At 71.9% G+C, this 20,235-nt stretch carries 22 protein-coding genes; 11 read left to right on the top strand and 11 right to left on the bottom strand.

The window, feature by feature from the left end; all coding sequences use genetic code 11:
- Positions 1 to 15 precede the first annotated feature (15 nt).
- Positions 16 to 1,485, top strand: a complete 1,470-nt coding sequence (locus OG386_RS16585; protein WP_266606619.1) for a sensor histidine kinase — start codon at positions 16 to 18, stop codon at positions 1,483 to 1,485.
- A 173-nt stretch (positions 1,486 to 1,658) separates the two neighbouring features.
- Here the strand turns inward: OG386_RS16585 and OG386_RS16580 are convergent, their stop codons facing one another.
- A complete protein-coding gene (locus tag OG386_RS16580) occupies positions 1,659 to 1,916 on the bottom strand; it encodes a WhiB family transcriptional regulator (RefSeq protein ID WP_003953983.1) in 258 nt (85 codons plus the stop codon).
- A 324-nt stretch (positions 1,917 to 2,240) separates the two neighbouring features.
- Positions 2,241 to 3,206, bottom strand: coding sequence for a diacylglycerol/lipid kinase family protein (locus tag OG386_RS16575; protein ID WP_030385973.1), 966 nt, complete (start codon positions 3,204 to 3,206; stop codon positions 2,241 to 2,243).
- Between the two features lie 84 nt (positions 3,207 to 3,290).
- Here OG386_RS16575 and OG386_RS16570 point away from each other — a divergent pair, with 84 nt between their 5' ends.
- A complete protein-coding gene (locus OG386_RS16570; RefSeq protein WP_328788805.1) occupies positions 3,291 to 3,740 on the top strand; it encodes a hypothetical protein in 450 nt (149 codons plus the stop codon).
- Positions 3,741 to 3,768: 28 nt separating this feature from the next.
- On the opposite strand, the gene OG386_RS16565 is transcribed toward OG386_RS16570, so the two are convergent.
- The 3 genes from OG386_RS16565 to OG386_RS16555 all read right to left on the bottom strand — a co-directional run bounded on the left by OG386_RS16565 (position 3,769) and on the right by OG386_RS16555 (position 5,689).
- Positions 3,769 to 4,818, bottom strand: coding sequence for an RNA polymerase sigma factor SigF (locus tag OG386_RS16565; RefSeq protein WP_328788804.1), 1,050 nt, complete (start codon positions 4,816 to 4,818; stop codon positions 3,769 to 3,771).
- Positions 4,815 to 5,228, bottom strand: coding sequence for an anti-sigma regulatory factor (locus OG386_RS16560; protein ID WP_030012703.1), 414 nt, complete (start codon positions 5,226 to 5,228; stop codon positions 4,815 to 4,817). Before OG386_RS16560 ends, OG386_RS16565 begins: the two co-directional genes overlap by 4 nt.
- Positions 5,229 to 5,428: 200 nt before the next feature.
- Entirely contained in the window at positions 5,429 to 5,689 is a 261-nt protein-coding gene (locus tag OG386_RS16555; protein ID WP_328788803.1) for a UBP-type zinc finger domain-containing protein, read from the bottom strand.
- 212 nt (positions 5,690 to 5,901) lie between these two features.
- Between OG386_RS16555 and OG386_RS16550 the strand changes: the two genes are divergently transcribed.
- Entirely contained in the window at positions 5,902 to 7,482 is a 1,581-nt protein-coding gene (locus OG386_RS16550; RefSeq protein ID WP_328788802.1) for a Na+/H+ antiporter, read from the top strand.
- 26 nt (positions 7,483 to 7,508) lie between these two features.
- On the opposite strand, the gene OG386_RS16545 is transcribed toward OG386_RS16550, so the two are convergent.
- The 4 genes from OG386_RS16545 to OG386_RS16530 all read right to left on the bottom strand — a co-directional run bounded on the left by OG386_RS16545 (position 7,509) and on the right by OG386_RS16530 (position 11,142).
- Positions 7,509 to 8,417, bottom strand: coding sequence for a 1-aminocyclopropane-1-carboxylate deaminase/D-cysteine desulfhydrase (locus OG386_RS16545; protein WP_328788801.1), 909 nt, complete (start codon positions 8,415 to 8,417; stop codon positions 7,509 to 7,511).
- 197 nt (positions 8,418 to 8,614) lie between these two features.
- On the bottom strand, positions 8,615 to 9,205 hold the full coding sequence (locus tag OG386_RS16540; RefSeq protein ID WP_328788800.1) for an N-acetylmuramoyl-L-alanine amidase: 591 nt from the start codon (positions 9,203 to 9,205) through the stop codon (positions 8,615 to 8,617).
- A gap of 128 nt (positions 9,206 to 9,333) precedes the next feature.
- Positions 9,334 to 10,530: a globin domain-containing protein gene (locus tag OG386_RS16535; protein WP_328788799.1), complete on the bottom strand. Its 1,197-nt coding sequence runs from the start codon at positions 10,528 to 10,530 to the stop codon at positions 9,334 to 9,336.
- Positions 10,531 to 10,686: 156 nt separating this feature from the next.
- Positions 10,687 to 11,142: an RrF2 family transcriptional regulator gene (locus tag OG386_RS16530; protein WP_328788798.1), complete on the bottom strand. Its 456-nt coding sequence runs from the start codon at positions 11,140 to 11,142 to the stop codon at positions 10,687 to 10,689.
- Between the two features lie 257 nt (positions 11,143 to 11,399).
- Between OG386_RS16530 and OG386_RS16525 the strand changes: the two genes are divergently transcribed.
- The 5 genes from OG386_RS16525 (at position 11,400) to OG386_RS16505 (ending at position 15,607) form a co-directional block, all read left to right on the top strand.
- The gene (locus OG386_RS16525) at positions 11,400 to 12,806 is read left to right on the top strand and encodes a family 2B encapsulin nanocompartment shell protein (RefSeq protein WP_328788797.1); all 1,407 of its coding nucleotides are present in this window, start codon (positions 11,400 to 11,402) and stop codon (positions 12,804 to 12,806) included.
- Entirely contained in the window at positions 12,803 to 13,855 is a 1,053-nt protein-coding gene (locus OG386_RS16520) for a family 2 encapsulin nanocompartment cargo protein polyprenyl transferase (RefSeq protein WP_405790801.1), read from the top strand. The genes OG386_RS16525 and OG386_RS16520 overlap by 4 nt, the downstream gene beginning before the upstream one ends.
- 210 nt (positions 13,856 to 14,065) lie before the next feature.
- A complete protein-coding gene (locus tag OG386_RS16515; RefSeq protein WP_328788795.1) occupies positions 14,066 to 14,668 on the top strand; it encodes a GNAT family N-acetyltransferase in 603 nt (200 codons plus the stop codon).
- Positions 14,669 to 14,779: 111 nt separating this feature from the next.
- Entirely contained in the window at positions 14,780 to 15,367 is a 588-nt protein-coding gene (locus tag OG386_RS16510; protein ID WP_328788794.1) for a dihydrofolate reductase family protein, read from the top strand.
- 36 nt (positions 15,368 to 15,403) lie between these two features.
- Positions 15,404 to 15,607 carry a hypothetical protein gene (locus OG386_RS16505; protein WP_327383332.1) on the top strand — a complete coding sequence of 68 codons (204 nt, stop codon included), beginning with the start codon at positions 15,404 to 15,406 and terminating at the stop codon, positions 15,605 to 15,607.
- A gap of 1 nt (position 15,608) precedes the next feature.
- Here the strand turns inward: OG386_RS16505 and snpA are convergent, their stop codons facing one another.
- Entirely contained in the window at positions 15,609 to 16,277 is a 669-nt protein-coding gene (snpA, locus tag OG386_RS16500) for a snapalysin (RefSeq protein WP_328788793.1), read from the bottom strand.
- 209 nt (positions 16,278 to 16,486) lie between these two features.
- Here snpA and OG386_RS16495 point away from each other — a divergent pair, with 209 nt between their 5' ends.
- The 3 genes from OG386_RS16495 (at position 16,487) to OG386_RS16485 (ending at position 19,360) form a co-directional block, all read left to right on the top strand.
- Positions 16,487 to 17,422, top strand: coding sequence for a LysR family transcriptional regulator (locus tag OG386_RS16495; RefSeq protein ID WP_327383330.1), 936 nt, complete (start codon positions 16,487 to 16,489; stop codon positions 17,420 to 17,422).
- A gap of 187 nt (positions 17,423 to 17,609) precedes the next feature.
- Positions 17,610 to 18,239: an RNA polymerase sigma factor gene (locus OG386_RS16490; RefSeq protein ID WP_328788792.1), complete on the top strand. Its 630-nt coding sequence runs from the start codon at positions 17,610 to 17,612 to the stop codon at positions 18,237 to 18,239.
- Positions 18,236 to 19,360, top strand: coding sequence for a CU044_5270 family protein (locus tag OG386_RS16485; protein WP_328788791.1), 1,125 nt, complete (start codon positions 18,236 to 18,238; stop codon positions 19,358 to 19,360). The genes OG386_RS16490 and OG386_RS16485 overlap by 4 nt, the downstream gene beginning before the upstream one ends.
- Before the next feature lie 30 nt (positions 19,361 to 19,390).
- On the opposite strand, the gene OG386_RS16480 is transcribed toward OG386_RS16485, so the two are convergent.
- Positions 19,391 to 20,212, bottom strand: a complete 822-nt coding sequence (locus OG386_RS16480) for a hypothetical protein (protein ID WP_328793273.1) — start codon at positions 20,210 to 20,212, stop codon at positions 19,391 to 19,393.
- Between the last annotated feature and the right edge of the window lie 23 nt (positions 20,213 to 20,235).

Genomic DNA, 20,235 nt, shown 5'->3' with positions numbered 1-20,235 from the left:
CGCAACGTGCCCTCCATGAACGACCTCGTACGCCAGCACACCGCTCTCGGTGAAACCGACCTGGAGTGGCTCCACCTGCTGGTTTCGGAGTGGCAGCTGCTCTCCGACCTGTCCTTCGCCGACCTCGTCCTGTGGGTTCCCACCCTCGACGGCACGCGGTACGTCTCGGTCGCCCAGATGCGCCCGAACACCGGTCCCACCTCGTACCAGGACGACATGGTCGGCCACCTGGTGCCGCGCGGCCGCCGCCCGCTGCTGGACGCCGCGCTCGACGAGGGCCGGATCGTGCGCGAGGGCGACCCCGAGTGGCGCGAGGAGGTACCGGTCCGCGTCGAGTCGATCCCCGTCCGCCGCGAGGGACGGGTACTGGGAGTGATCGCGCGCAATACCAATCTGCTCACTGTGCGTACACCGAGCCGGCTGGAGCTGACCTACCTCCAGTCCGCCTCCGACCTCGCGCAGATGATCGCGGCGGGCTCCTTCCCGTTCCCCGGCCAGCAGGTCGACATGGACGCCTCCCCGCGGGTCGGGGACGGCCTGATCCGCCTCGACGCCGACGGCGTCGTCACCTACGCCTCCCCGAACGCGCTCTCCGCCTACCACCGGCTCGGCCTCGCCTCCGACCTCGTGGGTCAGCACCTGGGCACCATCACGGCCGAACTCGCCCCCTCCCGCGGGCCGGTGGACGAGGCTTTGGTCAAGCTCGCCAGCGGTTGGGCCCCCAGGGAGACCGAGGTCGACGGCAACGGCGGGGTCATCCAGCTCCGCGCCATCCCGCTCAAGCCGAAGGGCACCCGGATCGGCTCCCTGGTGCTGTGCCGCGACGTCACGGAACTGCGTCGTCGCGAACGTGAATTGATCACCAAGGACGCGACCATCCGGGAGATCCACCACCGGGTGAAGAACAACCTCCAGACCGTGGCGGCACTGTTGCGGCTCCAGTCCCGCCGGATGGATTCGCCGCAGGGACGCGAGGCGTTGAACGAGGCCGTGCGCCGTGTCGGATCGATCGCGATCGTGCACGAGACGCTGTCTCAGAACCTCGACGAGCGGGTCGAGTTCGACGAGATCGCCGACCGCGTCATCGCGATGGTCTCGGAGATCTCACCGGGAAAGGTCGACTGTCGGCGCACCGGCAGGTTCGGGATCCTGGACGCGGAGGTCGCCACTCCGCTGTCGATGGTGCTGACGGAGATCTTGCAGAACGCCCTGGAGCACGCCTTCACCCAGGGGGAGGGGGGCACCGTGGAGGTGGCCGCGATCCGCACCGGAACCGGTCGCACCGATGGCCGGCTGCTGATCACCGTGCTCGACGACGGCAGCGGTCTGCCCGAGGGGTTCGACCCCCAGCGCGCCGGCAATCTCGGGCTGCAGATCGTACGGACCCTCGTGGAGGGGGAGCTCGGCGGCACGTTCGACATGCTCCGGGCCGAGCCGCGCGGCACCAAGGTCGTCCTCGACATCCCGTCCAGCCCGCAGAAGTAGCAGCCGCGCCGTAACCCAGCGTGACGGCCCGACCCTCCTCACCCGGTCGACCGGAACCGGGTCCCGAACGGCACTGAGCCCCGGACCGAATGATTCGGTCCGGGGCTCAAGAGCACGGTGCTGAGCGCTTGTTCGGTTGCTACGCGCTGCGCGTCGAGGCTCGAAAGTCGTTGTCAGGCGCTGGCGTTGCGCGCCCGGTTGCGAGCGGCGCGGCGCTTCATGGCGCGGCGCTCGTCCTCGCTGAGACCGCCCCAGACACCGGAGTCCTGACCGGACTCGAGCGCCCACTGCAGGCACTGCTCCATGACGGGGCAACGGCGGCAGACGGCCTTGGCTTCCTCGATCTGCAGCAGCGCAGGACCGGTGTTGCCGATGGGGAAGAAGAGTTCCGGGTCTTCCTCACGACAAACGGCGTTGTGACGCCAGTCCATGGCTGCTCCATCTCCTTGTATTGCGGGCAAGTTGCTTGTGAATGTGAACGCTTTCACGAATCCCCCCGCGAGGGAAGCGCGACCGCCCGGTTTCACGCGGGTGATCAATCAGAGATTCGTGGAGGGGTTCTGGCGGTCTGTGTGGGTGCCGGGTGTTGCGGGCTGTCCCGATCGCCATGAAGAGATTCGCAAACCTCGGACGGGGATACAACCCCTTCCGGAAAGTTTTTTTTGATTCGTCGGTGTCTACTAGGTCACAGCCCTACATCTTGAGGGTGGACCGACGTGTAAACGTTCGAGTGAAAGGCCTCCGGGCCCTTCTACTCACACAATCACACGCAGTGCCCGGCGTACGCCTGTGAACCGAACGCTGGTCCGCAGTCCGAGGTGATCGCCGTCCATCTGGAAGGGAAGCGGAACCTTCGAATGCAAGGTGAAGTCGGTCAGATCGTGCAGAGACACCGCGTGCTTGCCGTGCGGACCCCGCTCAGGAGTGGAGGTCAGGAGCTGTGTCGCGTACCGCGCGACCGCTGGAGTTGACAAACGGTTCAGTGCCAATACGTCAAGCGCAGTATCGAACGAGGCTTCGGGGGAGGCGTAAAGCGGACGATTCCCCAGATACGTCCACGGTGACGTATTGCACACTATCGACAGCACCAGGTCGGTCACCGGGTCCGCGCCGGGGCGCTCCAGCGTGACCGTGCCGTGACGCCGGTTCGGCTCCTCCCAGAACTGGCGCATCAGCTGTCGCACGTACAGGGCGTGCGTCGAACGCTTGCCGCGCTCGCGCTGCTGCTCCACCCGGCCCACCACGCCCGCGTCGAAGCCGAAGCCCGCGCAGAAGGTGAACCAGCGGGCCGGGACCGACTCGTCCTCCGTGCCCGGGGTGCCGGCCGCCAGGCCCAGCCCCACCGTCCGCTCGCGCTGCTCCCGCAGCGCGTCCAGCAGGGCGCCGGTCGCCTCGACCGCGTCGTTGGGCAGGCCCAGGGCGCGCGCGAACACATTGGTGGAGCCACCGGGAACCACCGCCAGCCGCGGCAGCCGCTCCGGATCGGGCCCGTTGTGCAGGAGCCCGTTGACCACCTCGTTGACCGTGCCGTCGCCACCGAGGGCCACGACGAGGTCGAGCCCCTCGTGCGCGGCCTTGCGCCCGAGGTCCCGGGCGTGCCCGCGGTACTCGGTGGTGACCGCCTCCAGCTTCATCTCGCTGGCCAGGGCATGGGTCAGGACGTCGCGCGTGCGCGCACTGGTGGTCGTCGCTGCTGGGTTGGCCACGAGAAGTGCACGCATGAGCGCCAGACTACCCACCCCTTCGGACGCCGACCCTACTGCCCGTCCCCTCCGGGGTCCGGGACGCGCCGCTACCCTGCTGGAGTGAGTAAGAAGCAGCCCGCGAACGCCCCCGCCCCCGCCGCCGCCCCGACCGCCGCGCTGCCCGGCCGGCTGACCGCGGCCGCCGCGCTCACCGCCCTGGAGGGCCTGGCGCTGGCCGGCCTCGGGCTCTACATGCTGTTCGTGGGGATCGCCGGTGACCCCGATTCCCCGCAGCAGGCCGAGACGGGCGGGATCACCCTGCTCGCGCTCGCCGCGCTGCCGCTGGTCGCGGCCCGCGGGCTGCGCCTGGGCCGTCGTTGGAGCCGCGGCCCGGCCCTGATCACCCAGCTGATGGCGCTGCCGGTGGCCTGGACCCTCTACAGCACCGGCGGCGCGATGATCGCCGCCGCCGTGGCGCTGGCCGTGGCCGCGGTGGCCGTCGTCGCGCTCCTGGTGAATCCGACGGCGACCGAGGCTCTGGGTATCGGGCCCGGGGAACAGGCCCGATAACCGGTCGTCCGGTTCTGCCTCCGCCCGCCTACTCCTCGACGAGGAGCTTCTCGCGGAGCTGGGCCAGGGTGCGGGCCAGCAGCCGGGAGACGTGCATCTGGGAGATGCCGACTTCCTGGGCGATCTGCGACTGGGTCATGTTGCCGAAGAAGCGAAGCAGCAGGATCCGCTTCTCCCGCGGCGGCAGGCCCTCCAGCAGCGGCTTGAGGGACTCGCGGTACTCGACGCCCTCCAGGGCCTCGTCCTCCGCACCCAGGGTGTCCGCGACCGCCGGCGACTCGTCGTCGGTGTCCGGGACGTCGAGGGAGAGCGTGCTGTAGGCATTGGCCGATTCCAGCCCCTCCAGCACCTCCTCCTCGGAGATCCCCAGCCGCTCTGCCAGCTCGTGCACCGTCGGGGAGCGACCGTGCTGCTGGGACAGTTCGGCCGTGGCCGTCGTCAGCGAGAGCCGCAGCTCCTGCAGACGGCGCGGTACCCGCACCGCCCAGCCCTTGTCGCGGAAGTGGCGCTTGATCTCGCCGACCACCGTGGGCGTGGCGTACGTGGAGAACTCGACCCCGCGGTCCGGGTCGAACCGGTCCACCGATTTGATGAGGCCGATCGTCGCGACCTGGGTCAGGTCGTCGAGCGGCTCACCGCGGTTGCGGAAGCGCCGCGCCAGGTGTTCCACCAGCGGCAGGTGCATCCGTACCAGCCGGTTGCGCAGCTCGGCCTTCTCCACCGACCCGTCGGGCAGGGCCCGCAGCTCGATGAACAGGGCCCGCGCGCCGCTGCGGTCGCGCGGATCCGGCAGCGCCGGGGTCACCGGAAACACCGGCACCGGCGGCACCGGGGGAACCACCGGGGGCGGGGCCTCGGCCCCGCCTCCCGTCCCGGTCGGCTGGGATGGTTGTGGTTGTTCCTGCTGGTTATCGCTCATAGGGCCCGCCCGTCGCTCCGCCGAGTCCAAAAAGCCGTCTTCCGCATCCGCGTCAGCCGGGTGCGGCCGGGCGTGCTGCTGCTCCGGGATGCCGCCGTCGACCTCGTGCCGTACCCGGGGCCGATCCCCGCCCCGCACCGGGATCTCCCCGCTGCTCACGCCGGGCCTGGTCCCGCGCCGCGCTGTTTGTAGAGGCTGATGCTCACCGTCCGGTTCTCCTCGACCGTGGCCTCGACCTTGCCGGCCAGTGCCGACAGGACCGTCCACGCGAACGTGTCGCGCTCCGGTGCGCGCCCGTCGGTGGTCGGCGCCGAGACGGTCACTTCCAGCGAATCGTCGATCAGCCGGAACACGCAGCTGAGGACGGAGCCCGGCACGGCCTGCTGGAGCAGGATCGCGCAGGCCTCGTCCACCGCGATGCGGAGGTCCTCGATCTCGTCGAGGGTGAAGTCCAACCGTGCCGCGAGACCGGCCGTGGCCGTCCGCAGCACCGACAGGTAGGCACCCGCAGCGGGCAGCCGGACTTCCACGAAGTCCTGAGTCCCGGGCTCGCCTGCGATCTGGGACACCCTCACCTCCAAGGTGGTACGAGCTCTGTTCGCCGGTGACGCTATCGCGATCCGGGCGATCGTGTCGCGGCACCCCTCTGGGTACCCGCGCACCCCGCCTGCGAGCCAGTGGCTGATAGTAAGCCCATGGGTACGCACAGCGGCTAGGGGTCTGCGGGGCCCAAATCAGGGGAACCGGCGGAGGGTTGAACTACCCCGCTTCAGACGATCGAACCGTCGACGAAACACCAGCGCCAGGTCTCACCTGGTTCGAAGCTCCGCATCAGCGGGTGGCCGGTCTCCTGGTGGTGCGCTGTGGCGTGCCGATGGGGCGAGGAATCACAGCAGGCCACGTACCCGCACGACAGGCACATCCGCAGTTGCACGGGGTGGCTGCCGAGGGCCAGGCATTCGGGGCAGGTGTGGTGGGAGGGCACCGGTTCGGGACGCGGCAGTTCGGCAACGTGGGTGCACTCGCTCATCGCATTCTCCTTGTACCGGAACCCCGGCCTTCAGTCTCGGGGCGAACCGCGCGCACGGGCCGGAGCTGCGATGCAGCGGAGTGTCGATGCGTCACGCTTTGACCGGAGCTTGATCTCGTACAGAATACGTTCCCGCCGTGCGAGTCATGGGGATCTCCTCGGCCAAGCCCGCGCGTTCGGGGCGAGCGGCCGACGATTGAGGTGGATCTTCGATGGAGGTATTGCCGCTGGTGGCGCTGGTCGCCGGCAGTGCGGCCGTCGCGGGGCTGGCGCGCCGCACCCCGGTGCCCGCGCCGCTGCTGCTGGTCGCCGCCGGTCTGCTGGCCGCCTACGTCCCGGGGGTGCCCGCCTACGCCCTCGACCCGCACATCGTGCTGCCGTTGCTGCTCCCGCCGCTGCTGTACACGGCCGCCGTGGACAGCTCGTACCTGGACCTGCGCGCGAACGTCCGGCCGATCGCCATGCTGTCGGTGGGCTACGTGCTCTTCGCGACGGTGGCCGTCGGGTACGCGGCGTACCTGCTGGTGCCGGGGCTCTCCCTGCCGGTGGCGCTGGTGCTGGGCGCGGTGATCGCCCCGCCGGACGCCGTCGCCGCCACCGCCATCGCCCGCAAGCTGCGGCTGCCGAACCGCATCACGACCATCCTGCAGGGCGAGTCCCTGGTCAACGACGCCACCGCGATCACCGCGTACAAGGTGGCGCTGGCCGCGGCCGTCGGGGTGAGCGCCGGCTGGGCGGGCGGCATCGCGGAGTTCCTGCTGGCCTCGGTCGGCGGGATCGGCGTCGGCCTGCTGCTGATGGTGCCGATCCACCACCTGCGCACACGGCTGAAGGAGCCGCTGCTCCAGAACACCCTGTCGTTGCTGATCCCCTTCGTGGCGTACGCGGCCGCCGAGCGGGTGCACGCCTCCGGGGTGCTCGCGGTCGTCGTGGTCGCGCTGTACCTCGGGCACCGGAACTGGCAGGTCGACTTCGCCACCCGGCTCCAGGAGGAGGCGGTGTGGAAGGTGGTCGCCTTCGTGCTGGAGTCGGTGGTCTTCGCACTGATCGGGCTCCAGCTGCCGGTGGTCCTCACGGGGCTGGGGGAGTACGACGGCCTGCACGCGGCCACCTACGCGACCGCCGTGTTCCTCGCGGTGGTGGTGGCCCGGTTCCTGTGGGTGTTCCCGGCGACCTTCGTGCCCCGTTGGCTGTCGCCGCGGATCCGGGACCGGGAGCCGGAGACCGACTGGAAGGCCCCGGTGATCGTGGGATGGGCCGGGATGCGGGGCGTGGTTTCGCTGGCCATCGCGTTCTCCGTGCCGGTGGACGTGGCGCACCGGAACCTGATCCTCTTCCTGACCTTCACCACGGTCATCGGGACGCTGGTGGTGCAGGGGCTGACGCTGCCGCCGCTGATCCGGGCGCTGAAGCTGCCGCCGAAGGACGTGCAGGCCGAGACCCTGGCGGAGGCGCAGGCGCAGAGCGAGGCCTCGCGGGCGGCCGAGGAGCGGCTGGCGGAGCTGCTGGAGGAACCGGAGAACAGCACGCTGCCGCCGCCGCTGGCGGACCGGCTGCGGACGGTGATGGAGCGCCGGCGCAACGCGGTGTGGGAGCGGCTGGGCGAGGTCAACCCGGAGACGGGGGAGTCGGCGGACGACGTCTACCGGCGGCTCGCGCGGGAGATGATCGCGGCCGAACGGGAGGTCTTCGTGACGCTGCGGGACGACCGTCGGATCGACGACGAGATGCTGCGGGCGCTCCTGCGCAGGCTGGACCTGGAGGAGGCCGCGGCCTACCGCGAGGAGAGCTGAGCGCGGCATGACCGGCAAGACACCCCCTACGGCCGGCCCGTGACGACGGCGGCGAGGACCGTGCCGCGCGGGAAGGCACCGGCGGCGGTGAGCTCGGTCAGGGCCCAGAGCAGCTTGGCCACGTAGATCCGCTCCACCGGGAGGCCGTGGCGGGACCCGAAGTCGGCGGCGAAGGCCTCCAGCTCGGCCGGGACCCGGGCGTAGCCGCCGTGGTGGAAGTCCTCGGCCAAGGTCCACGTGCCGGCCGGCCCCCCGAAGGCGGCGGCCTGGAGGGAACGTATCTCCGCGGTCAGGAAACCGCCTGCCAGGACCGGGACCCCGAGCGCCCGCTGCTCGGGGGCCAGCCCGGCCGCGAGGCCCGCCAGGGTCCCGCCGGTGCCGCAGGCCACTGCCACCACGTCGGCGGCGCCGCGCAGTTCACGGCCGAGCTCGGCGCAGCCGTGCAGGGCGAGGGCGTTGCTGCCCCCCTCGGGGACCACGTAGGCGCCGCCCGCGCCCGCCGCGTCCACCAGCCGGGCCAGCTCCTGCGGCTCGGCCTTGCGCCGGTACTCCGACCGGGACACGAAGTGCAGCCGCATCCCGTCGGCGGCGCACCGGGCGAGCGAGTCGTTCAGCGGCTGCCCGGCCAGCTCGTCCCCGCGCACGATGCCGACCGTCCGCAGCCCGAGCAGCCGCCCGGCGGCCGCCGTGGCCCGCAAGTGGTTGGAGTACGCCCCGCCGAAGGTGACGAGGCCGTCGTGGCCGGCGTCCACGGCCGCGCGCAGGTTGGGCGCGAGCTTGCGCCACTTGTTGCCGGGCAGCTCGGGATGCACGAGGTCGTCGCGCTTGAGCAGGAGCCGTACGCCGTGCCGCTCGAACCCGGCGTCGCGGACCTCCTGCAGGGGCGACGGCGGGCGGGGCTGCAGGAGCACGTCAACGTTCGCGGGGCGGTTCACCCGTCCATTGTGGGGCGCAGCACCCCTGACGCCGCGAGCCGGAGCCGGAGCGGGAGCCGGGGCCGGGGCGTGCGGGTGCGGCCCGGGCTTCTTCGCGGCACGCACCACCCGGAGGCGCGTCGGCCACGTCGGACGAGAGCACAGAACCGCGTTCCGTGCCCGCGTCCGACCTCGGCGCGCCCGGCTGCGGCCGTGGGCTACTTCAGGCGCTCGGCGATGCGGTCGCGCATGGAATCCATCGTGAAGCCCCGGGGGTCGACCTTGCCCGGCTGCCACTCGCGGTGGCCGATCACCGAGCGGGCCGTCCAGCGGTGGAACCGGCATATGGCCGCCGAAGCGCGGGCGATGGCGTCGAGCTGGACCACCGGCCAGGGGTCCTCGCCGTCGCCGAGGTTCTCGCACTCGAAACCGTAGAAGTAGCGGTTGCCGTCGGTGTCCGTCTCGTTGTCCGGCGGCAGCCGCTTCTCCGCGATCACTGCCGCCAGGACGTCGGAGTCGCCGGCGCCCGCGTGGTTGGCGCGGCCGTAGCCGACCAGGTGGACGCGGCCGTCCTTGGCGATCACTCCGTGGCAGAGCGGGCCGGGCAGGGCGCTGTAGCCCTGCCGGCAGAGCTCGACCGTGTACGGGGTGCCGCGGGTGACCGTGTGGTGGATCATCACCCCGTGGACGGGCCCCCACGGGCCCTTGTGGTTGCGGTTGTGAGTGCGCCAGGCGCCGACTTCGACGACGGTCAGGCCCTCGTTGCGCAGTGCGTTGATGAAACGGTCCGCGGACATGGGTGCGGCCATGGCCGCCTCCTTCGTTGCGGTGCGCGGCGGGCACCCTCTGTGCCCGTCTCGTCACCCTCCGGTTTAGTGGAGGCGGCCCTTCCGCGGCTAGTGCATTCGTACGGCGAGCGATCCGATCCAGCCAGGGATCAGGCCGATGCGAGCCACAGGTCCGGGCCGAAGACCTCGTAGTGGATGTCGGCGGCCGGCAGCCCCTTGGCGATCAGCTGCTCGCGCACGGCCCGCATGAAGGGGAGCGGCCCGCACAGGTAGGCCCTGGTGCCCGGGGCGAGGGGGACGGCCGAGAGGTCCATGCGGCCCTCGCCGTCGCCCGGCTCCGCCGACTCCTCGTACCAGAACCGGGCCGAGGCGTCGGCCAGTTTGTGCGTCAGTGCCCGGTGGTCGCCCCGCAGCGGGTGGTCGGCGGGGGAGCGGTCGGCGTGCAGCACGGTCACCGGGGCGGCGTGCCCGGTGTCGGCCAGGTGCTCCAGCATCGAGAGCATCGGGGTGCAGCCGATGCCGGCCGAGGCGAGCAGCACCGGGGCGGCCGAGTCCGCCAGGACCAGGTCGCCGTAGGGGGCCGAGACCCGCAGGGTGGCTCCGGCGTGGACCCGGGCGTGCAGGTGGTTGGAGACCTCGCCGTCGGGGCCCGCGGCGGCCGGGCCGTGGACCCGCTTGACGGTGATCGCGCGGACCGCGGAGTCCGGGGAGGTGATCAGGCTGTACTGGCGGATCTGGCGGGCGCCGTCCGGGAGTTCGACCTGGACCGAAACGTACTGGCCGGGCCGGTGGGCGGGCGCCGGGGCGCCGTCGGCGGGGGTGATCCGGAAGGTGGTGCAGTCCGCGGTCTCGGCCACCCGCTCGGTGACGGTCCACTGGCGCCACACGTCGCCGGCGACGACCCGCTGCTCGGCGTAGAGGCGCTCCTCCAGGGCGATCAGGGCGTTCGCCATCAGCCAGTAGACCTCGTCCCAGGCCTGGGCGACCTCGGGGGTGACGGCCTCGCCGAGGACTTCGGCGATCGCCTCGAAGAGGTGCTGGTGGACGACCGCGTACTGCTCGCGGGTGACGCCGAGGCTGGCGTGCTTGTGCGCGATGCGGCCGAGCATCACGTCGGGCCGGGTGTCCGGGTGGGCGAGGAGGTGGGTGGCGAAGGCGGCGACGGAGCCCGCGAGGGCCTGCTGCTGGAGGCCGGCCTTCTGGTTCCCCCGGTTGAAGAGGTCGCGGATCAGTGCCGGGTGGGCGGCGAAGAGCTTGGTGTAGAAGAGCTCGGCTATGTCGCCGATGGCCGCCCCGACGGCGGGCAGGGTGGCTCGTACGGTCGCGCTCGACTTCTCGGACAGCATGCGTAACTCCTCGCGTGATGGACGTGACTGTGTGAATTTGCATCTAAGATGCGTATTTTTGATCGAAGAAAGACCGCCGCGGTGCGGACTTTCGTTCGATCTCCCGCCGGCCCGGTCCGGCCGGGCGGCGCTAACCGGCCATGCGGCCCGGAGGGGTCAGGGGCCCCCGGATCCGATCGGCGCCCTGCTCGAAATGCCCAGCAGGAGCGGTCCGGTCGGGGACGCCACCAGGTCGTTCACCGTGAGCGGGTCCAGTGCGGCGAAGAACGCCTCCTGGGCCCGGCGCAGGGCGCCGCGCAGTACGCAGGCGCCGCGCAGCGGGCAGGGCGACGTGCCCTCGCACTCCACGACGTCGCCCTCGCCCTCCAGTTCGCGCACCACCGCACCGACCGGCGCGGCGCGCCCGGCGGCGGTCAGGGCGAGTCCGCCGCCACGGCCGCGCCGCGCCTCGACCAGGCCGAGGTGCTGCAGCCTGGCGACCACCTTGGCGGTGTGCGTGTAGGGGACCTCCATGGTCGCCGCCACGTCACGGGTGGTCGGGAGGTCCGTTTCCTCGATGGCCAGGCGCATCAGGACGCGCAGCGCCAGGTCGGTGAATCGGGTCAGCCGCATGGGGTCACCGTAGGCAAACTTGCATCCCTGATGCAAGTTAGGTCGGTGCGAGGCCCCGCGCGGCCCGCTCGGGGCCTCGCGCTTGGCCGAAACCGATGGGGTGTGTGGGGCTGAAGAGGCTCATGGGGGAGGTGGGTGACCCCAAAGGGTGCCCGCGCCCAGACGGAGTAGTCCCACCCTTTTGTGTAATGGTCCCACCACGTTCCGTGCTGAAAGGCTGCTCCCGAAGATCCATGGAGTGATCGAAAGGGAAAGACATGTCGGTCCAGGCAGGTTCCGAGTCCGAAGCCCAGACACCGCAACGCAGTCTCGGGACGACGGCCGCACGGAACTTGGCAACCACGACCAAGTCCGCGCCGCAGATGCAGGAGATCACTTCGCGGTGGCTCCTGAAGATGCTGCCGTGGGTGTCCGTGCAGGGCGGCACGTACCGCGTCAACCGCCGGCTGAGCTACTCGGTCGGCAACGGCGTCGTGGAGTTCATCAAGACCGGCACCCAGGTCCAGGTGATCCCGGCCGAGCTCGGCGAGCTCCCGCTGCTGCGCGACTACGAGGACCTCGACGTCCTCGGCGAACTCGCCCAGCGGTGCCGGCAGATCGACTTCGAGGCCGGCCAGGAGCTCACCTCCTTCGGCAGCCCCGCCGACCAGCTCTTCCTGCTCGCCCACGGCCGCATCGACCAGATCGGCCCCGGCCCCTACGGGGAGGACGCCGTCCTCGGTACCGTCGCCGACGGCGCGTACTTCGGCGACGACTCCCTCGTCGATGAAGAATCGATTTGGGAGTACACCGCCCGCGCCGCCACCTCGGGCACCGTGCTCGCCCTGTCCCGGCAGGACTTCCAGCTCCTCGCCGACCGGGTCGAGTCGCTGCGCGAACACGTGGAGGACGTACGGACCCGGACCGGCCGGGAGACCAACAAGTACGGCGAGGCCGCGATCGAGCTCTCCGCCGGCCACCAGGGCGAGGCCGTCCTCCCCGGCACCTTCGTGGACTACGAGGCCCGGCCGCGCGAGTACGAACTCTCCATTGCGCAAACGGTCCTGCGGGTGCACAGTCGCGTCGCCGACCTCTACAACCACCCGATGAACCAGACCGAGCAGCAGTTGCGGCTCACGGTCGAGGCGCTGCGCGAGCGCCAGGAGCACGAGATGCTCAACAACCGCGACTTCGGCCTGCTCCACAACGCCGACTACGACCAGCGCATCCAGCCGCACGACGGCGCGCCCAGCCCCGACGACATGGACCAGCTCCTCAGCATGCGGCGCGGCTCCAAGCTGTTCCTGGCCCACCCCAAGGCGATCGCCGCCTTCGGCCGCGAGTGCAACAAGCGCGGCATCTATCCGGAGTCGGTGGACGTCGGCGGCAACCGGGTGTCGGCCTGGCGGGGGGTGCCGATCTTCCCGAGCAACAAGATCCCGATCAGCGACGCCCGCACCACGTCCATCCTGTGCATGCGCACCGGCGAGGACGAGCAGGGCGTGATCGGGCTCCACCAGCCGGGCATCCCGGACGAGATCGAGCCGAGCCTGTCGGTCCGCTTCATGGGGATCAGCGAGCAGGCGATCATTTCCTACCTGGTCACCGCCTACTTCTCGGCCGCGGTGTTGGTGCCGGACGCGCTCGGGGTGTTGGAGAACGTCGAGATCGGCCGTTGGCGCTGACCGCCGTGAACGCCATCGCGACCGGTGAGGGCCAGGACGCCGCGGCCCTGCTGGAACGGACGAGAGAAGCGGTCGACCCGCAGCTGCGCCACACGGTCGAGAGCCTGCCGGGTTCGATGCGGCGCGTGGCGATGTACCACTTCGGCTGGGTGCACGAGGACGGCAGCCCCGCCGCGGGAGGGACCGGGAAGGCCATCCGGCCGGCCCTGGTGCTGGCCGCCGCCCAGGCCCTGCGCGGTCCCGGGGCCGGTCCGGTGGACGAGGCCGTACGGGCGGCGGCGGCCGTGGAGCTGGCGCACAACTTCACGCTGCTGCACGACGACATCATCGACAAGGACGTCCGGCGGCGGGGCCGGCCCACGGCCTGGACCGTCTTCGGGACGCCGGACGCCATCATCACGGGCGACGCGATGATGGCGCTCGCGCTGCGGCTGCTCGCGGAGGACCCGCATCCGGCCGCCGCGGCGGCCTCGGCCCGGCTCGCGGCCTGTGTCATCGAGCTGTGCGCGGGCCAGCAGGCCGACTGCGCCTTCGAGCAGCGTCCGCAGGTCACGCTCGACGAGTGCCTGGACATGGCCACGGCCAAGACCGGGGCGCTCCTGGGCTGTGCGTGCGCGCTGGGCGCCCTGTACGCGGGGGCCGGGCCGGACGAGGTCGACGCCATGGACGCCTTCGGGCGGGAGGCCGGGCTGGCCTTCCAACTGATCGACGACCTGATCGGCATCTGGGGGGACCCGGGGCACACCGGCAAGCCCGCCGGGGCGGACCTGATCGCCCGCAAGAAGTCCCTCCCGGTCGTGGCCGCCCTCACCTCGGACACCGCGGCGGGGAAGGAGCTGGCCGCGCTGTACGCCGGCCCCATGACCGGGGAGGACGTACGCAGGGCGGCCGACGCGGTGGACCGGGCCGGCGGGCGCGACTGGGCGCAGGCCCAGGCCGCGGACCGGATGGGGCGGGCGGTCCAGCAGCTGTCCCGGGCCGTTCCGGACCTCGGGGCGGCGGGCGGGCTGCTGGCGCTCGCGGAGTTCGTGACGCGCCGTACGCGGTGAGCGCGCGGGGGCGCGAGTAGATCCCGGGGTCGAGGGGCGAGGCTCGAGGGGGGAGAGAGGTCCGAGGGGGGGGCGAGGCCCGAGGGGGAGAGGCCCGAGGGGGCGAGGCCCGTTCCGGTACCGCACGGTGCCGGAACGGGCCTTACCGCATGTCCGCGCCAACTCTAGGATCGCTCAAGGTTGTTGACACGTGAGTGAAGGGTGTGACCAGTGGCGCTGGAGATACGTCAGGCGGATCAGTCGGACCGGGACGCGGTGGCGGGGTTGCTCGACGAGGCCTTCCGCACCGACCCGGTGAGCAGCTGGGTCTTCCCGGACCCGGAGCACCGGGCCGCGGTGCACGGGAAGTTCCTGGGCGTCTTCGTGGACGTGGCGCTGGAGGAGGGCCGGATCGACTACGCCGTGGACGGCTCGGCGGCCGCACTGTGGCTGCGGGTCCCGGCCGGTGACCCCGAGGGCGAGGCCGTCGAGGACGAGGTCCCGGCGCGGATGCGGGCCGTGGCGGACCCGGACAACGAGCGGTGCGAGCTGGTCGGGCGCCTCACGGGCGCGGTGCACCCGACGGCGGAGGAGCACGAGTACCTGGTGATGATCGCGGTCGCCCCGGGCCGGCAGGGACAGGGGCTGGGGAGCGAGCTGATCCGGCCGGTGCTGGAGCGCTGCGACCGCGAGGGCGTGCCGGCGTACCTGGAGGCGAGCAGCGAGCGCAGCAAGGGGCTGTACGAACGGCTGGGCTGGGAGTTCACGGGGGAGGCGGTACGGCTTCCGGACGGGCCGCTGATGTGGCCGATGTGGCGCGAGCCGCGCGGCTGAGAGTCGCCGTCCCGTCCGGGGCGGGCGATGGTCCTTGCGTAACCACTTCAGGTGAAGTACTTTGTGCGACGTGCCCCGGTGCGGTGGCACTGCCCAGTGGAAGAGAATCGCTTGCGCAAGCTCACGTACTTCATCGCCACGACCGTCGACGGGTTCATCGGTGCCCCGGACGGCGACGGCGATTTCTTCTACAGCCACCTCGACGCCGAGTTCGTCGGGCACCTCACGGCTGAATACCCCGAGACCATCTCGGCCCAGGGCCGCGCCCACCTCGGGATCGCCGACGCCGCGCCCAAGCGCTTCGACGCGGTGATCATGGGGCGCAACACCTACGAGCCGGGCCTCAAGGCGGGCATGACCAGCCCCTACGGCCACCTGCCCGAGCAGTACGTCGTCTCGCGCTCCCTCACCACCCCGCCCGACCCGCAGGTCCGGCTGATCAGCGGCGACCTGGCGGCCGAGGTCCGCGAGCTCAAGGCCCGGGACGGTCTCGGCATCTGGCTCTGCGGCGGCGCGGACCTCGCCACCCAGCTGATCGACGAGATCGACGAGATCATCGTCAAGACCTACCCGGTCTTCGCGGGCACCGGCATGCCGATGTCCCGCGCCGGCTTCGACGTGCGCCACCTGGAGCTCACCGGGGTCAAGACCTTCGGCGGCGGCCAGATCGTCAGCACGTACGCCGTCAGCAGGAGCTGACCCGCCGAACGCGCGGAACCGGCCTACCGTGGAGGTATGGCCGGTGAACAGCAGCACCACGCGCACGAGACGGTGGCCCCGCAGGCCGGGCACGAACAGCAGACGTGCCCGGCGTGCGGGCGCCGCGTCGACACGGTGGTCAGGCGGCGCAAGTCCCTCGGGATCTTCATCCCCGTGTGGGGTCGGGGCCCCTGCCGGAACCCCGACTGCCCCGATCACGCGGATCCCGAGGAGCGGTGACTCAGCCCTTGGCGGCGAGGTCCTTCGCACCCAGACCGGAGGCGAAGCCGTTGGCCCAGAGCTGGTTGACCCGCGCCCGCTCGGCGGAGTTCGGGTTGGCGTTCTGGCACGAGGTGCCCGGGCCGCCACCCGACATCAGCTCGCTGCACGGACCCGAGTAGTGGTCCGGCAGACCCAGCACGTGGCCGGTCTCGTGCGCCGTCACCCGGGTGGAGTTGTACTGCTGGTTCTGCCGGTAGTCCAGGAAGATGTAACCCCGGCCGTGCCCGTCCGTGCTCGCGTACGAGCCGCGTGAGTCGTTGCCCTCGCGGTACGAGAAGTTCCCGCCCGAGGACACCTCCTGCAACTTGACGTTGGACACCGAGCTGTTCCAGATCTGCGTGGAGCGGGCTATCTGGCTGCGGAAGCTCGGGGCACTGCGGGTGTTGTACGTGACGGTCACGGCCAGGGCGCCCGGGTTGGCGGCCCGCTGCTCGGCGACCGAACGCTGCACGGCCTCGAAGAAGGCGCGGTTCGCGGCGTCGTTCTCCGGCGAACGCTCGTACGCGGCGTAGCTCACGGCGTTTCCGACGGGGGCGGGCGCGGCGGTGGCGGTGGGGACGACACCAAGGGTGGCGGCGAGGCCGAGGCCGACGGTCGTGGCCAGCATGGCCTTACGGGAGTGGCGCATGTGGGGGAGCTCCTACTCGTCCGGTGCGGTGGGGGGTGGTCTTTCGAACCGGAGTCTGCGGGAGCGGAAGTGCCCGGCGGATGATGTCACTCCCCGATAACGCCGACCTATCGGGGAGATTTCGGCAGCCCAACTAGCGTGAGAATGGCGGGATTCGGGGGGCTATAGGTGGCTGGTGCGGTCAGCAGGGACCGGCCTACCCTCGGAGGATGGAGCTTGAGGTCAGGCACCTGCGCGCGCTGTGCGCCATCGCCGACGCCGGAAGCCTGCACAAGGCCGCCCGGCAACTCGGCGTGAGCCAGCCCTCCCTGACGACCCAGCTGCGCCGCATCGAACGGGCCCTCGACGGCGAGCTGTTCCTGCGCGAGCGGACCGGCTGCCGGCCCACCCCCTTCGGCCGGACCGTACTGGGCCGGGCCCGCCCGCTGCTCGCCGAGATGGCCGCGCTGGTGGCGGAGGCCCGCGAACTGGCACACGCCTCGCGGCTGCGCATCGGTTCCACCGCCAGCAGCGCGCTGCCGGGCTGGTTGCGGCGGATCCACCGGCGGCTTCCGGACACCGAGACCTCGCTCGTGGTCGACGTCTCCGCCAATGCGCTGCTGCGGATGGTCGCCGCGGGACAGCTGGACGTGGCGTTCGTGCACGAGGTGGAGGGCAGTCCGCTGCGGGTGCCGCCCGGACTGCAGTTGCACGTACTGATGGAGCGGGAACCGCAGTTCGTCTCGATGTCCCGGGACCATCCGGCCGCCGGGCAGGCGGTGGTCTCCTTACGGGACCTGGCCGCCGACCGCTGGATGGTCGACCCCTCGGTCGACGGCGAGTGGGACGGCCTGCGCCGGGTCTTCGCCGGGGCCGGACTCGACCCGCCGGTGCTCCACGCCGACTACCACACGGCGACCTCGCTGATCATCTCCGGCGAGGCGGTCGCCCCGTGCCAGCCGACCTCCGGGCCGCGCGAGGACATGGCGATCCGGCCGCTCTGCGGGGACCCCCTCGCCGTGCGCCTGCTGCTGGCCACCCGACCGGGCGCGCACGCGGAGGTCTACGAGGACCTGCGCGCCGCCTATCGCGAGGCCGCCCTGCGGACGCCCCCGTACCGGGCCTGGCTCCACCACCACGCGAGCCCACTGCTGGAGGTGGCCTGAACCAGCCCCCTCCGAGCCCTCTCCTAGGCTGTCCCTTCCGGGCCGGGTCGATGCCTGACCGGGGCAGGGGGCGGGGTCGGGTGTCGGGGTCGGGCAGGCGCCGGCCGACCGCTCCGCGACGGAACGTGACGCAGGTCACGGGAACTCCGCCCCGGGTGCCGGACAGCCGACAGGAGTGACAACAGAGATGCGAACCCGGGTGCGGTCCGGGGATCCGGACGCCTATGCGGAGCTGTTCGACAGCTACGCCCGCACCCTCTACAACCACGCCTTCCGGATGACCGGCGACTGGGCCGCCGCGGAGGACGTCATGTCGGCCGCCTTCCTGGAGGCGTGGCGGCTGCGCGGCACGATCGACCCCGAGGGCGGCTCGCTGAGGCCCTGGCTCCTGGGCATCGCCACCAACATCGCCCGCAACCACTGCCGCAGCAACCGGCGCTACCGGGCCGCCGCTGCCGCCGCCACGGCGGCGGCCGGCGCGGCGGCCGTGCCCGACCACGCCGAGGAGGTGGCCGGCCGGCTGGACGACCGGCAGCAGATCGCGGCCACGCTGGGGCAGTTGAGTGCGCTGCGCGGACCCGAGCGCGAAGTCCTCCTGCTGTGCCTGGGCGAGGGGCTGGAGTACGCGGAGGTCGCCCGAGTCCTCGGCATCCCGGTCGGAACCGTCCGTTCCAGGCTGTCCCGCGCCCGTACGAAGCTACGCAAACTCGCTGAAACAGAAATGAAGAAGAAAAAGCGGGAACTCGTGGCTCGACCCCGACAGACATATGGCGACCGCACGAACACGGTCCGGTCCGCACAGGAAGGAACCCGATGAACCCCGACCTCTCCCGGCCCCGCCCGGCCGGCCGGGAGGAGCACCCGCTCCTTCCTCCGTTCGCCGAACGGGAACTGCCCGCGGGCCGCCACCAGTTCCACAAGGAGCGCCTGATGGCCCAGATCCACGAAGACCTCCGAGCCGCCGACACCGCCGCCCGGGGCCCCGCCCAGGCCGCCCCCGCCCGTGCCACCGGGTCGCGCAACCCGTTCCTGCGCCGCGCGGTCTTCGTGCCCGCCGCGGCCTTCGCGCTGGCCGGAGCGCTCGCCGTCGGCTTCCTCTCCTACGTGGACCGGGGCGCCGCGGACGGACCCGGCTCCACCGTCGCCACGGGCCCGGCGCTGACCACCCGGATCGGCACCGCCGACCCCAAGGGGGCCCCGCAGCTCCTGGACCGGATCTCGCTGGCCTCCGCTTCCGTCTCCGGCCCGGCCGTGCGCGCGGACCAGTTCGTCTACATCGGCAGCAAGGCGGCCAACACCTACGTGAAGACCGTGGGCAACAAGAGCACCCTGGTCAGCCTGCCGCTGCACGTGCGCCACCAGTGGAACTCCCCGGACGGCACCAAGGGCTGGCTGATCGAGCCCGGCAACACCGGACCGGAGGGCGTGACCCTGGCGGGGCTCGACGAGAAGGGCAACACTCCGACGCCGTACCTGAACGCGCCCACCTACGACTACCTCGCCGCGCTGCCCACCGACCCCGACGTGCTGCTCCGGCGGATCTACGAGGAGACCAAGGGCATGGGCAACGGCCCCGACCAGGAGGCCTTCACCACGATCGGCGACCTGTTGCGCTCCAGCTACCCGCCGGCCGAGCTCACGACCGCGCTCTACAAGGCGGCGGCGAAGATCCCCGGCGTGGTGACGGTCGACGAGGCGGTCGACGCCGCGGGCCGCAGCGGCGTCGCGGTCGCCCGGCTCGACGAGCACTCCGGCCAGCGCGTGGAGTGGATCTTCGACCGCCAGACCCTCACGTTCCTCGGCGAGCGCAGCGTCCAGGTGCAGGGCGAGTCCGGCGAACAGGGCCTGATCAAGCCCGGCACGGTCGTGTACACGAGCGCCGTGATGACCCGGACGGTCGTCGACCGGATCAAGGAGCTGCCGCCCACGGCCCCCTGAGCCCCCCTGAGCCTGGGCCCGGCGCCGCGCCTAGGCCCTGGCGGAGTGTCGCGCTCGGGCCCGGTCGTACGCCAGGGAGGCGGCGCCGTGCGCCAGGAGGACCGCACCCGCCGTCGCCCAGCCCGGGCTGCGGCGGCGGGCCGCCCAGGCCAGCAGGGGCGCGCCGGCCGCCACCTGGGCCGCGCCCAGCAGCCGGGCCCTGGGGCCGCGGACCCACGGGCCGAGCGGGCCCCGTTCCGCCGCGTCGAGCTCGGCCCGTACCGCGTCGCGCCAGCCGGACCACTCCAGCGTTTCCATGCCGGGAGCCACCCGGGCCGCTCCCCGCAGCCGGTCGGCCGATTCGCCCGGGGCGAGCCCGGGCGGCAGGGCGAGTCCGGTGCGCGCGAGCAGGGCGACCAACGCGAGCAGCCGGGCCTCCCCGTCCACGACGGGATCGCCGCCGGCGCGGGTGAGGCGCTCCAGCTCCTCCAGGTCGAGTACGGGGTCCAGGCCGAGCCGGGCCGACAGGGCCCGCATCGCATCGGGCTCGCCGGCCGGGCGCCCGGCCGCGTCCCACCCGTAGGAGACGGTCCGTCGGAACCCGCCGGCCAGGGCGAATCCGGTCCGGCCGCCCTCCCACCACAGGCCCAGCACCGGCCGGTCGGTGCCGATCGCGATGGCCGAGCCCCAGCCGGAGAGGACCTCCGCCACGGTCTCCGGGCCGTCCCGCCACGGCTTGTCCTCGGGGACGAGCACGCTCCACGCACCCGCCGGGGCGAGCAGCAGGCGTACGCGCAACAGGTGTGCCGGGGGCCGGACGGCAAGGGGTTCGGCACGGCAGAGCAGCATTCCGCCGGTCGCGGCCCTGGATATTGACATGCCCACACAGTAGTGCA

Origin of the sequence: Streptomyces sp. NBC_00273 (assembly GCF_036178145.1) — a bacterium.
Taxonomy (GTDB): Bacteria; Actinomycetota; Actinomycetes; order Streptomycetales; family Streptomycetaceae; genus Streptomyces.
This window is presented reverse-complemented; position numbering and strand designations above follow the sequence as displayed.

What these genes read in the sequence shown, in the direction of transcription:
- OG386_RS16585 (WP_266606619.1), top strand. Translation starts at nt 16, where the DNA reads ATGAACGACCTCGTACGCCAGCACACCGCTCTCGGTGAAACCGACCTG.
- OG386_RS16580 (WP_003953983.1), bottom strand. Translation starts at nt 1,916, where the DNA reads ATGGACTGGCGTCACAACGCCGTTTGTCGTGAGGAAGACCCGGAACTC.
- OG386_RS16575 (WP_030385973.1), bottom strand. Translation starts at nt 3,206, where the DNA reads ATGCGTGCACTTCTCGTGGCCAACCCAGCAGCGACGACCACCAGTGCG.
- OG386_RS16555 (WP_328788803.1), bottom strand. Translation starts at nt 5,689, where the DNA reads ATGAGCGAGTGCACCCACGTTGCCGAACTGCCGCGTCCCGAACCGGTG.
- OG386_RS16550 (WP_328788802.1), top strand. Translation starts at nt 5,902, where the DNA reads ATGGAGGTATTGCCGCTGGTGGCGCTGGTCGCCGGCAGTGCGGCCGTC.
- OG386_RS16540 (WP_328788800.1), bottom strand. Translation starts at nt 9,205, where the DNA reads ATGGCCGCACCCATGTCCGCGGACCGTTTCATCAACGCACTGCGCAAC.
- OG386_RS16535 (WP_328788799.1), bottom strand. Translation starts at nt 10,530, where the DNA reads ATGCTGTCCGAGAAGTCGAGCGCGACCGTACGAGCCACCCTGCCCGCC.
- OG386_RS16530 (WP_328788798.1), bottom strand. Translation starts at nt 11,142, where the DNA reads ATGCGGCTGACCCGATTCACCGACCTGGCGCTGCGCGTCCTGATGCGC.
- OG386_RS16525 (WP_328788797.1), top strand. Translation starts at nt 11,400, where the DNA reads ATGTCGGTCCAGGCAGGTTCCGAGTCCGAAGCCCAGACACCGCAACGC.
- OG386_RS16505 (WP_327383332.1), top strand. Translation starts at nt 15,404, where the DNA reads ATGGCCGGTGAACAGCAGCACCACGCGCACGAGACGGTGGCCCCGCAG.
- snpA (WP_328788793.1), bottom strand. Translation starts at nt 16,277, where the DNA reads ATGCGCCACTCCCGTAAGGCCATGCTGGCCACGACCGTCGGCCTCGGC.
- OG386_RS16495 (WP_327383330.1), top strand. Translation starts at nt 16,487, where the DNA reads ATGGAGCTTGAGGTCAGGCACCTGCGCGCGCTGTGCGCCATCGCCGAC.
- OG386_RS16490 (WP_328788792.1), top strand. Translation starts at nt 17,610, where the DNA reads ATGCGAACCCGGGTGCGGTCCGGGGATCCGGACGCCTATGCGGAGCTG.
- OG386_RS16485 (WP_328788791.1), top strand. Translation starts at nt 18,236, where the DNA reads ATGAACCCCGACCTCTCCCGGCCCCGCCCGGCCGGCCGGGAGGAGCAC.